At 55.9% G+C, this 256-nt stretch carries 1 protein-coding gene; it reads right to left on the reverse strand.

Translation table 11 applies throughout. The annotated features are described in order from the left end of the window. The coding region (locus tag AC0L3U_RS39725) for an NRDE family protein (protein ID WP_473365170.1) at positions 1 to 129 on the reverse strand (129 nt) is incomplete at its 3' end. Between the last annotated feature and the right edge of the window lie 127 nt (positions 130 to 256).

Raw genomic sequence — 256 nt, forward strand, 5'->3', positions numbered from 1 at the left:
CAAAATCCCCAGCAAGGCCTCTGGCTGCGGATCGTGCAGCATCTCGCTCAGCGCCGTCCTGGCCTTGACCAACTTGGGCCACGGCGTATCCAGCCCGGCATTGGACAAGCCATAGACCCCCGGCTTCATTGATTCGTCGTTGACGGGTTCACAAACCCCCTAATGACTGGAACAATGTCGGCCACTTTTCATGATGTTTTTTTGAGGTCGCTCAGGTGCAGATTCAGGGTCATTACGAGCTCCAGTTCGAAGCGGT

Source organism: Bradyrhizobium sp. Kon69 (assembly GCF_055807515.1).